This window comes from Bacillus sp. MT(2024), from assembly GCF_036362845.1.
In the GTDB taxonomy this organism is placed as follows: Bacteria; Bacillota; Bacilli; order Bacillales; family Bacillaceae; genus Bacillus; species Bacillus velezensis.
Window position 1 is genome coordinate 1413093 of sequence record NZ_CP143632.1, and the last position, 13105, is coordinate 1426197.

Sequence of the window (13105 nt, forward strand, 5' to 3'; positions counted from 1 at the left end):
AAGGAATGAGACAGGTGGCCAGTAATCAAAACTATCAGTTCACATTAACAATTAAACATACGGACTATATTGTCAGGGATCACCGGGTGCATGGCACCCGGATTATACCCGGTGTCACATTTTTAGATATGATATACCGTATGGCGCTGAGCAAAGGTTTGCCTATTGAAGAACTCGAGTGTCAGAATATTTTGTATTTGGAACCCGTAGCAACATCGGATACTTTTGACAGAGAAATCCGCATCCGTTTTCAGGGATTGGAACAGGGATGGGAAATTCAGGCGAAGAGCAGAAAGGTAAAAGATGACCGCATTCTGGATGAAAGCTGGGATGAGAATATGAACTGCAGGCTCATGCAGAAATTCCCGGAAAGCATGAGTTCAATTCATATCGATGAAATCAAACATGCCTCCGTCCGTGAAGCCGATATGGAGATATGTTATGACTATTTAAAAAAGGTTGATATAGCGCATTTTGAATTTATGAAGAGTCTGGGGAAGGTTTATGCGTCTGATCATTCTGTACTTGCAGAGTTGTCGCTCAGCCAAATTGCCAAACAATATACCGGCTATTTTCAATTGCATCCCACTTTTCTTGATGCGTCTACCATCATATCGATCCTTTATCAGGCATGTCCCGAATATTTTACACAAGGATCTCCGGCAAGCCGGATGAAAACGTATATTCCCATTCATATTGAATCTTTCCGTATGACGAAGCGCCTGGAAGACAGGTGTTATGTGTACATAGAGAAGCAAGACCAACATCATGATTCAGGGGATGTCATCCAAGTCAGTTACGGTTTGTACGATGCACACGGGGAGATGATCGCTTATTTTACGCGGCTGTCTGTGAAACATATTCGCTCAAAAGATTTAATTGAAAATCTGAAGCAGACTCGTTTGGAAACTGAAGCGGCTTCTCAGCCAAAAGACGGCCTGATCAGAAAAGATTCCATCATAGATCGAAGCGAAAGCATTGAGACACACCTTAAAGAATTAATATCCGGGGTTTCAAATCTAGATCTGCGTGACATAAGGACAGACATTGGTTTTTATGAACAAGGCCTGGATTCCGCTTCTTTGCTTGCCATTGTCAAAGAACTTGAAAACAAAACAGGGGAACAGCTGTATCCTACACTCCTGTTTGAGCAGAAAACGATCCGGGAACTCGCCGCGTATATTAAAGAAAATCAAAAAATGTCCAGTTATTTCTTAACGCAAAATCAACCGGCTGAAAAGCCTGACATGAAAGAAAGTAAGAACGAAAATCTTTCCGCTCTTATAACAGAAGGAGACATTCAGCAGCTGATCGCAGACATCAAAGGGACTGCCCCTGAAACACTCTCTGTGGTAAAAGGTTTTTATGAACAAGGCCTGGATTCCGTAACACTTATGCAAGCCGTAAAAGCATTGGAAGAGAAAACAGGCAGGGAACTGTACCCTACTTTATTGTTTGAGTATCCGACGATTCAAAAACTTGCAAATTATTTTGCGGAGAGCGGCGAAAAGACTTCCGTTGACAAAGACCTCCCTCTTCATCATGGAGAGAATCATACGGCTCTGACCTATTTAACGCCGTATTGGAGACAAAAGGCTGCCGCTTGGGACCCGCATTGCGGAAATAAAAAGAAAAGAACATGTCTGCTGTTTCAATATGACAGAGAGCTTTTTCATTTTATGCGGGAAAATGCTGAAAATGGATTCGAAAATACACAGATCATTCTCGTTTTATCAGGGAATCGTTTCTCCTATCACGGAGACGGTGTTTATGAGATAGATCACAGGGAGGAAGCCCACTTTGACAGGCTTGCAGCTGATCTGAAAAAAAGGGGGCAAATGCCCGACACCGTGGTGTACGGGTGGCCGGAAGGATCATTTGCCGGCCCGGAAAAAATAAGTGAACAGCTTTCTAAAGGGGCTTACCCGCTATTCTTTTTCAGCCGGGCATTGATGCGCAGCAAGGCGGAAAAAAAGGTTGTATCGCTTTTCCTTTATCCGGCGGATCATAAAAATGATCAGCCGCTTTACGCTTCAGTCCATGGCGCAGGGCGGTCTATTTTGCTTGAGAATCCGAAACTGGCCCTTAAGACAATCGGGATATCAGTTTCAGACAAGTCATCGTTGCCGGCTCTTACAGCTGAAATCATCAGATGCGAATCAACTGAAGCGCATCCGGGAGAAACCGATCTTTATTATGAAGGAAATGTGCGCTGGGTCCGTGCCTTACGGGAAGCAGAACCGGCTCAAAACTCAAGTTTCTCCTTTAAAGAAAACGGAGTATACATGATTACAGGAGGGGCCGGCGGCTTAGGCCTTATATTTGCAGAACATATCGCAGCGCAAACGAAAGCCAATATTATTTTAGCGGGCCGTTCTGAACTGACGGAAGACAAAAAGAACAAAATCAGCCGAATGAAAGCAGGCGGTTCTTCGGTTCAATATATAAGAGGAGATTTTTCAGATAGCCGCGATGCAGAGCGAATCATAAAAGCCATTAAAAGGCAATTCGGAGAAATCAACGGTGTGATACACAGTGCCGGTGTGACGCACGACGCTTTATTGATTCAAAAAACAAAAGATGAAATTCAGGAAGTGATCGCTCCGAAAATAAATGGGACGGTCTTATTGGACAGCTTGCTGCAAACCGAACCTTTGGACTTCTTTGTGATGTTTTCATCAAGCAGCTCGATGTACGGGAATATCGGACAGACGGATTACGCATTGGCCAACCGGTTCATTGATCTTTTCGCTGAGTGGCGTGAAGGAATGAGGCGGAAAAAAGAACGCTCCGGCGTCTCAGTAGCCATCGGCTGGCCCCTATGGGAAGACGGCGGCATGAAAGTGGATAAACAAACTGAAAAATGGATGAAACAAAAAATCGGTATGGTTCCCCTTAGTAAAACCAATGGGATCAAAGCTTTTCAAGATTCACTCTCTCTGAACGCATCACAGCTGATCGTGTTTGAAGGTGACAAAGAAAAATTGGAATCTGCACTTCAAGATACCTTCATAGAGGATAAAAGCCGTGAGATCCAAATAAATGAAACGGCTGATATAAGGCATCAAGACATTGCCATTATCGGATTAAGCGGAAAGTATCCGATGGCTGAAGACTTACCTGAATTTTGGGAGAATTTAAAGAGCGGAAAAGATTGTATTACAGAAATCCCGCCTGACCGCTGGAATATGGATGATTTCTTCAGCGAAGACAGAGATATGAAAGGGAAGTCTTACAGCAAGTGGGGAGGTTTTATCAGCGGAGCCGATCAATTTGATCCGCTTTTCTTTCATATTTCTCCAAGGGAAGCAGAACTTATGGATCCCCAGGAAAGGCTCTTTTTAGAAACGGCCAAAAATTGTTTTGAAGACTCAGGGTACCCGAGAAACATGCTGGAAAAGATGAAAGTCGGTGTATTTGTCGGTGCAATGTGGGGCCAATATCAACTATTTGAAGGAGAAGAAAATGGAGTGGCTTTCTCGCCGGCTTCCGTCTATTCTTCAATTGCCAATCGGGTGTCTTATTACTTTCATTTAAAAGGTCCGAGTTTGGCTCTGGATACAATGTGCTCTTCATCACTGACCTCTATTCATTACGCATGCCAAAGCATACATTGCGGAGAGAGCGATATGGCATTAGCCGGCGGAGTGAATTTGTCAATACATCCGAATAAATATAAGTTCCTCAGCATGGGACAGTTTCTATCAAGTGACGGCAGATGCCGGAGTTTTGGAAAAGACGGAAGCGGTTACGTTCCCGGTGAGGGAGTCGGAGCCGTATTGTTAAAATCATTGAAAAAAGCAATAGAAGATCAAGATCAGATATACGGTGTGATTAAGGGAAGCGCCGTTAACCATGGAGGAAAGACGAGCGGGTATTCCATACCGAATCCGGATGCACAGGCGGAGGTCATTTCAGAAGCGCTTCGTAAAGCTGACATTGATCCGAACACCGTCAATTATATTGAAGCGCATGGAACAGGGACGTCATTAGGCGATCCGATTGAAATTCAAGGACTGAAAGATTCCTATCAATTGAACCATCCTTGCGCCATCGGTTCGGTGAAATCAAATATCGGACATTTAGAATCTGCGGCAGGAATCGCTGCGGTAACGAAAGTGCTTCTCCAAATGAAGAATAAGCAGCTTGTTCCTTCTCTGCATTCCGATATTGTTAATCCGTTTATAGATTTTGATCAGGTTCCTTTTCAAGTGCAGCGAAAAGCGGCTGAATGGAATATTCCGCAAAACAGCCATGCTGTTCATCCTTTGAGAGCCGGGGTAAGCGCTTTTGGGGCAGGAGGAACAAACGCGCATCTTATATTGGAAGCGTATGAACCGCCAAAAGCTTTTGATCATCAAAGCGGCCGAGTGATCTTTGTTTTATCGGCTCAAGACAAACAACGGCTGATAAAATATGCGAAGGTTATGGCTGATTTTCTATCAGAAAATGAATCGAAGGATAACAATCATAAACTGCGTCTTCAGGATATTGCCTACACACTTCAAACGGGACGCGATCATATGGAAGAACGGCTGGCGATAGTGGCAGATTCCGGGCAGGTCGTTGCTGAAGAGCTTTCAGCTTATATCAGGGGTGAAAAAAGCAGCTTGAGCTATACCGGTAATACATTCGAATCAGAAGTTCACAATGAAATGCCTCACGTTTGTTCAGATTACGCCGAAGCAGCATCCAAATGGGTAAACGGTAGAAAGATAGATTGGGAGACTTTTGAGGTGAATCGGAATGCCCGCAGGGTTTCTATTCCGGGACAACCGCTGATCAAACAGCGGTATTGGATAGCGGAAAAAGGGGAAGCACTTGTTTCAGCGGATGTGAGTAAGCCGGGTCACCCTTTCTTGGGGAGTAACACGTCCGATTTTAATCAGTTCAGTTTCACGAAAAAAATCAGCCGTAATCATCCGTTCGCACTAAGTCTGTCTGAAGGAAACGTGTCCTTTTTCCCTTATGCATCTTTGGCTGAAATGGCTATCGTCAATGCAACGGAGGCATTTGGACAACCAGTTCAAACATTGACCGATTTATTGTGGACCGAAAGCATGAACGGAATGACTGATATACGGGAACTGATGATTACGCTGACGCCTGAGCGTGACTTTGCGCGGTTTGACATATATGCAAACACAAAAAATGAGAATAAAGTACGTCTTGCCAGGGGAAATGCGCATATTGTTAAGCCTCAAAGCGGTATGCTTCCTGAAGCGCTTGATATTGCTGAAGTCAAATCAGAAATGACTGAACATCCGGCTGAAGCGCCTTTTGTCATTGAATCAGCGAAAAACAGTTACGGAATGCTGTCGCTTCATTCATTGCCGGATGAGCTTTATGCAAAAAGAGAAAATTGTACGATTTCACCTGAAGCGCTTGAGTCCGCGATTCAAGCCAGTGCATTTTTTGTCAGCGGAGAAACCTTCCCGGAATTGATCGGAATGGGAGCGGCGGATGTCTATCAGCCTCTCGCTCAAAATTTTTATGTTTATACTCAAAAAGTGAACCGGCAGAACAGCCGTGATGTAACGTGTCATATGACATTTACAGATGGAAACGGAAGCATTCTGGCGGAGTGCAGAGATGTGAGATTCAGATATGGTCATGAAAAAGACACTGTTCAGACGGACGATGAACTCATTCGTCTCCTGCGTCAATTGGAAACCAATGATATTGATCAGAAGGCTGTATTGAAACAATTAATGGGGGAAGAATGATGAACGGAAAACGTGAACAAATCAGCGATATTCTTGATCTGATTCAAACAGGACAAATGTCGGCTGACGAAGGCTATGCCCGTGTGACATCCATTCAGAATCAAAAATCACGGGCATCGAACTATCCGCTTTTATATTACAAGCCGGAATGGATAGAATCGTTCATTCCGAGTACGAAGAGCGTGTCCTTGACGGGATTGCTCCTGATTTTTGCAGAAAATGAACGTCAAATACAAGAATTGAGCGGTTTGTTTAAGGACTGCACTCTCTTGTTTGTCATCCGCGGAAAAGAATTTGCTGTTTTACATGATGATACGATTTGTATGAACCACGTGAAAAAAGACGATTATCTAAAGCTGTTCCGATACATTCATGATCATTATCAGCCGCCCGAAAAGATTCTTCACTTGTGGTCTGATTCTCAGGCTGACATGAGTAAGGGAGGTATACAGAAACAATTGGAAAACGGATTGTTTTCTCTTCTGTATATTACACAGGCGCTGATTGAACTGAAATGGAAAAATATAATAAAACTGACGCATATTTTTCAAACAGAGAATAAAGAACAACTGCCGCTGCATCATGCTCTCGGCGGATTGGTGAAAACCGTTCACCAGGAACACCCCAATTTTCACTATCAGATTATCAATATCACTCAATCAGAGGGTGCGGGAGCCGCTCTTCCAGCAATAGCTGATATATATCAGAGAGAGTGTGACGAAAAACGGGATAGCCATTTTGAAGTGCGCTATGAAAACGGCAGACGTTTTACGAAAAGCTATAATAAAGCCAGCTCATTCGATTTAACCCAGCCGCTGAAACATCATGGGAATTATCTGATTACAGGAGGCCTGGGCGGTCTCGGTTATATACTGGCAAAACATCTGTCGGAAAAATGGAAAGCGAATCTCATATTGACAGGGCGCTCTGATTTAACTGAAGAGCAGAAAAAAAAGATCGAATATTTAAGAAGCTCAGGTTCAACAATTGAATACATCCGATCTGATGTTTCAAAACAAAGTGATGCTGAACGGATGTTTGCTTTTGCAAAAGAGCAGTTCGGCACCTTACATGGAGTATTTCACAGTGCCGGCGTACTCCGTGACTCTTTTATCTTAAGAAAGACAAAAGAAGAAATCGATCAAGTCACAAGTTCGAAAGTTTATGGCACGCTCTGGCTGGCGGAAGAAATCAAAAAAATGAAAGTTGAATTACTTGTCTTGTTTTCATCCACATCGGCAGTCTTCGGATCACCCGGCCAATGTGACTATGCTTTCGCCAATGCCTTTTTGGATCAGTATGCAGCAGTTATGACCGCAAAAGAGTCTGCCGAAAGGGTGGTGTCAGTCAATTGGCCGCTATGGACTTCCGGCGGGATGAATATTGACGATGAAGGAATATCCTACATGAAACAGGAACTCGGCCTTGACCCGCTAGATGACGGTGACGGAATACAGGCTCTGGAGAACAGCTTGTGTCAATCATCTGAACAGCTGATTGCCCTGAAAGGCCGAAAAGAAAAGATTGAGGATGTGCTGAAGCGTGCCGGCACAATCAGCTTACATTCAGACCAGCAGGAAGATGCCGATTTGCAAAGCGATGAATTAAGACAAAATATCATCAGTTATCTGAAAAATATAATGTCAGAGGAATTGAAATTACAGGCCTCACTCATAGATGAAAAACAATACCTGGAGAAATACGGCATTGATTCAGTGATGATCATGCGTCTGACCAAAAAGCTGGAGCAAAGTATCGGCAGATTGTCGAAAACATTATTTTTTGAATATCATTCAATATCGCAGTTAGCCGAATATTTCCTGAGTCATCACAGCGAACGAATGATGAAACTGCTGAACCCGGCCGGCAGATCTGAACTTGTTTCATATCAAAAAAAGCAAAAAAGAAAACCGGTGGAAACAAAAGCGCCGGCACGCTCTGAAGGAGAAGATTCAAAAGAGCACATTGCGGCCGATCCCCTCTCTGCTGATATAGCCATTATCGGTGTCAGCGGCAGATACCCGGGTGCGGAAAACATCAGGGAGTTCCAGAATGTGCTGATGAATGGACGGGATTGCGTAAGCGAAATTCCTGATGACCGGAAGGAAATGCTCGAGGGAAGCTGCTATAAGTGGGGAGGTTTTCTGAAAAATCCAGACCGGTTTGATCCTTTATTTTTCCGGATATCACCGAAAGAAGCGGCTTTTCTTGATCCTCAGGAACGTCTCTTTTTAGAGACAGTGTACAATACCATAGAGGATGCGGGTTATAAACCTTCAGATCTGACCCGCAAAAAGGTCGGAGTATTTGCAGGCGTCACATATGGAAGCTATCAATTTTTCGGCGTTGAAGAATCACTTAAAGGAAATGAACTGGCCGTCGGGTCTCCATTTTCTGCAATAGCAAACAGAATATCGTATTTCTTTAATTTTAAGGGGCCGAGTATGGCGGTGGATACAATGTGTTCATCCTCTCTTAACGCCATTCACTTAGCCTGTGAAAGTATACGGAGAGGGGAAAGCACACTTGCTGTTGCGGGCGGGGTCAATCTTACACTTCATCCGAATAAATATACATTATTAAATCAAAGCCGCTTCTTTGCAAGTGATGGCCGATGCCGTACATTCGGCGAGGGCGGTGACGGTTATGTACCGGGAGAAGGAGTGGGCTCCGTACTTTTAAAGCCGGCGGCGGAAGCGGTAAGGGACGGAGATCATATTTATGCGCTGATTAAAGCGACAGCGGTCAATCACGGAGGGAGAACAAACGGTTTTACGGTTCCTAATCCAAATGGTCAGTCTGAACTGATACAGGACGCGCTTCAGAAAGCTTGTATTGACCCTCGTACAATTAGTTATATTGAAGCTCACGGAACGGGAACCGCACTGGGAGACCCGATTGAGATCACCGGATTAACAAAAGCGTTTCGGGAATTTACGGAGCACACTCAATATTGTTCAATTGGTTCTGTCAAATCAAATATCGGCCATCTTGAGGCCGCAGCGGGAATTGCCGGTTTGACAAAGGTTCTTTTGCAAATGAAATTGAAAAAACTGTTTCCTTCCATACATGCGGAGACTTTGAATCCAAATATTGATTTTAAAGCATCTCCCTTTTATGTACAGCGGTCATTGCAAGACTGGAAGAAACCGAAACTGCAGGAAAACGGAAAAACAGTAACTGTTCCGAGAAGAGCGGGAATCAGCTCATTCGGAGCCGGAGGAACGAATGTTCATATCATTATAGAAGAATATGAAGAAACAAACGTCTCAACAGAACATGTTGAGAACGAACCGCATATTGTCCTGTTATCTGCCAAAGACAATGAACGTCTTCTTGAGTATGCCGAAAACATGAAAGATTTTATTCAGCGTTCACTAAGTCCTGAAGTAAAGGATAAACAGCCTGATATGAAAGAAAAGGTGAATGAAGTACTCAAACCGTTTGTTTCGGAATTGCTTCATATCCATCCGGAAGAAATTAATATTTCTGATCACCTGAGTGAATTTGGCGTAGGGCCTTTGGAATTAAGCCGGATGGCGGATTTTATTAACGAAATGTTTCATATTGAACTCACGATGTATGAATTAACGGATTGCCCCTCTATTCAAGCGGTTACTGAATACTTACTGAAGGAATATGCCGGAGCGATAAGAGACATGTTCCCGAATGAAGTGATGGAAGGCGGCCAATCGGAAAGCGTCGTTTTACGGGATCTGGCATACACTACACAATCGGGCAGAGAAGCGATGGAGGCCAGAGCGGCGATTACCGGTACCTCTCTTAAAGAAATGAAAGATAAATTATCTGAGTTTTGCCGCGGTGACAAGCAAGTTCCAGGCGTATATGTTAATCAGCAATCAGATGCATTTGCTGAAAAAATGAAGGCGTTAACAGAAGGCAGAGCAGGTGAATTGTTTGTAAAGACCATTATTGAGAACGGTGAAGCGGAAAAGCTGGCTCAATTATGGGTTTGGGGGGCGGATATCGACTGGAAATCCGTTCATCAACATTTACAGCAGCCGGGTAAACGGATCTCAATTCCGACTTATCCGTTTGCAAAAGAACGTTATTGGGTTCCGTTCAGGACTGAGAGGGCAGAGATCCCTCAGCATTCTTTTCAACATCACTTGCAAAAAAAATGGAGGGAGAATCCGTTTGTAAATCCTTCCGAAACAAAAGAGTACGGACTGACAGTTGTATTTGTGAATCAAGACACAGAATCAATTGCCCGCACCATTTGTTCGGATATAGATCAGGAGAATCTGATTGTCATAAAACATCACTCTTCATTTATAAAACACTCTGATCAAATGTTTGAGTGTTCTTTATTAGATGAAAACCACGCATACGACGTTATCTGTGAGGTCTTTTCGGGCGGTGAGCGGCAGGTCGAAAATATATTTGATTTCTCAGATATCGGAAACCAGAGTGAAAATCAGAACGGCATCCCATATGGTAAATTCTTATTTATACAAGAAATAATTAAGCGGAGTAAAAAGGAAACACCATTATCCATTTTACAACTAACCAATGGCTTGCAGGTATTTAAAGCGGAAAAACCAAAGCTGACGGGTGCAGAATCAGCTGCTTTTCTGAAAGCCCTTTCTGCGGAATACGGCTTTGTTCATGTGAAAACAATAGATATAGACAGCATGAAAGAAACGCATAAGCTTAAACAAATCTTTGAGATTGAAAGGGCGCAATGTACCGGAGAGAATGAAGTATGCTACCGCAGCGGCGTCAGGTATGTTCCGTATTTTGAAGAAGAAAGAATCCATACCGGCGGGCCGGTTTCATTTCCTGCGGATAAAGCCATCATCATTACCGGCGGGACAGGGGGCATTGGCAGAGCAATAGCTGAAGATTTGGTGAAACGGGGAGTGAAAAAACTCGTGCTGACGGGTACGCGTCCATTACCTTTGCGAAGTGAATGGGATCATTTGCTGAAAGAGGGCAGACAGGACGAAAAGACAGTCAGCAATATAAAACTGTTTCAAAGTTTTGAAGAGAAAGGTGTCGACTATCTGTATTACAGCGGTTCTCTCACAAATGAAGAGAAGCTTCGTTCATTCTTTCACCAAGTAAACCTTGAATTTAAAGATATTAGCGGTGTCATACACTGTGCAGGACTGCACAGCGGCGGAAATCCGGCCTTTATTCATAAAAGAATGAGTGAATTTAAGACGGTGTACGGGCCGAAAGTCACTGGACTTCAGAATTTGGAGCGGATTTTTAATAATAGGCCGCTGGATTTCTTTATTCTGTTTTCATCAATTGCAGCACAGTCACCCAAACTGTCGAAAGGAATGACTGATTACGCGTCTGCAAATGCATATATGGACTATTTCGCGGCTTATCATTTTCAAAAGGGGAGAACGTATTTCACGTCCATCAATTGGCCGAGCTGGAAAGAAGTCGGAATGGGTACTGTGACGAGTCCTTTATATGATGAATTGGGATTGGACTCTCTATCCACGCGGGAAGGACTGGCGATTTTGTATCATGCACTGGAGAAAAAATCGGCCAATATCATTCCTATCGTGAAAAAAGGAACAGTGTTTCATGCAGACAGTCTCCTGAACATCAATAAAACCGGCAAGACTTCATTTCCAGCCCGAAGACAGGAGACTCCCGGCACTTTTGATCGTTCAGAAGGGCTTGTCAGTGAACTTTCTGCCGTATTTGCCGAGGAATTGAGCATCCCCCTTGAAAAGCTTAACCCAAATACGGATTTTCAGGAATACGGTGTGGATTCTATACTTCTTGTCAGCATTATACATCGTATAGAAGCAATGATTCAGAAAAAAATCGACCCTACTGTGCTTCTTGAACACAACACGATTCATGGTCTTGCGGAATATATCGGTAAGACGGCGCCGCCGTTGAAAAAACAAATCGAACAGACTGATTCTCAAAGCAGTAATCAGCATGATATACAGTCTGTGACGAGCCGAAATACAGAACCGCAGACGGCTTCCTCTGCAAAGATAGCTGTTATCGGAATCGGATGTAAGTTTCCGGGCGCGGCTGATAAAGAGGAATTTTGGGACAATCTGAGAAAAGGGAAGAACCATATTAAAGAAGTACCTGATTCCCGGTGGAATATTGAAGAAAATTACTCTCCGGTGCAGCAAAAGGGAAAAAGCATCAGCAAATGGGGAGGATTTATCAATGGAATCGGCAGCTTCGATCCGGAGTATTTCCGCATGGAAGAGGAGAAAGCCATCCAAACGGACCCGCTGATAAGACATTTCTTGGAAACGAGTGTACAGACTTTACGGGATGCCGGTTATGAAGAAACAGAATTATCGGGAAAAAAAGTCGGTGTATTTGTCGGTTCCAGAATGGGCGGCTACGGTCACAAACTGCCGAAAGAAAGCAGCAGCCACATCGTCGGGCTTAGTCAAAACTTTATTGCTTCACATGTGTCGCATTTCTTTAATTTTCACGGTCCAAGCATGGTTTCTGATACCGCTTGTTCTTCTTCATTAGTCAGCATTCATTTAGCCTGCCAAAGCATAAAAAACGGTGATTCAGAAATGGCGCTGGCAGGAGGGGCGGATCTGCTTTTGGATGAAATTCCTTACCTGATGTTAACAGAAGGAGGAGCTCTTTCGCCGGACGGTCAGTGTTTTACTTTTGATGAAAGGGCAAACGGCTTTGTACCCGGAGAGGGTTTTGGCGCTGTTCTGTTAAAACCGCTGGAGAAAGCAAAAGCTGACGGAGATCGGATATACGGTATCATTGAAGCATCAGCTATTAATAACGACGGTGCGACAATGGGAATTACGACTCCGAATCCTAAGCTTCAAGAGCAGGTTATTCAAGATGCATTTGAAAAAGCCGATATCACTCCCGGATCAGTCAGCTACGTCGAAACTCACGGCACAGGCACGATGATTGGAGATCCGATTGAGCTTCAGGCTCTGACAAAAGTATTCCGAAGAGACACAAACAAAACGCAATTTTGCGGAGTAGGAAGTGTAAAAACCAATATCGGACACTTATTAAGCGCTGCCGGAGCGGCAAGTTTCATTAAAGTGATTTTATCAATATGGCATAAGGAAATTCCGCCTACATTGAATTGTGAAACGCCAAATCCCCGCTTTGAATTTGAAAAGTCGCCTTTTTATCCGAATACAGAACTGAGAAGCTGGAAGGATGGAAAACGGAGGGCGGGCATCAGCGCTTTCGGTTTTGGCGGAACAAACGCCCACCTTTTGGTAAGCGGCCTGGATGATTCATATCATTCCGTCAGAACTCCGCTGCCGCCTGCCGAGTTTGTCAGAAAAGAGTACTGGCCGGATTCAAATCGGAAAAAACAAATCAAACAGAATAAAAAACGGCTTCTTGAAATTATTGATGAAACAGAGTAG

The 13105-nt window shown here is 43.8% G+C and carries 2 protein-coding genes; both read left to right on the forward strand.

From position 1 onward, the window contains the following. The first annotated feature begins 14 nt into the window (after positions 1-14). A complete protein-coding gene (locus VP472_RS07225) occupies positions 15-5726 on the forward strand; it encodes an SDR family NAD(P)-dependent oxidoreductase (protein WP_153986656.1) in 5712 nt (1903 codons plus the stop codon). Then, on the forward strand, positions 5726-13105 hold the full coding sequence (locus VP472_RS07230; RefSeq protein WP_146276699.1) for an SDR family NAD(P)-dependent oxidoreductase: 7380 nt from the start codon (positions 5726-5728) through the stop codon (positions 13103-13105). The genes VP472_RS07225 and VP472_RS07230 overlap by 1 nt, the downstream gene beginning before the upstream one ends.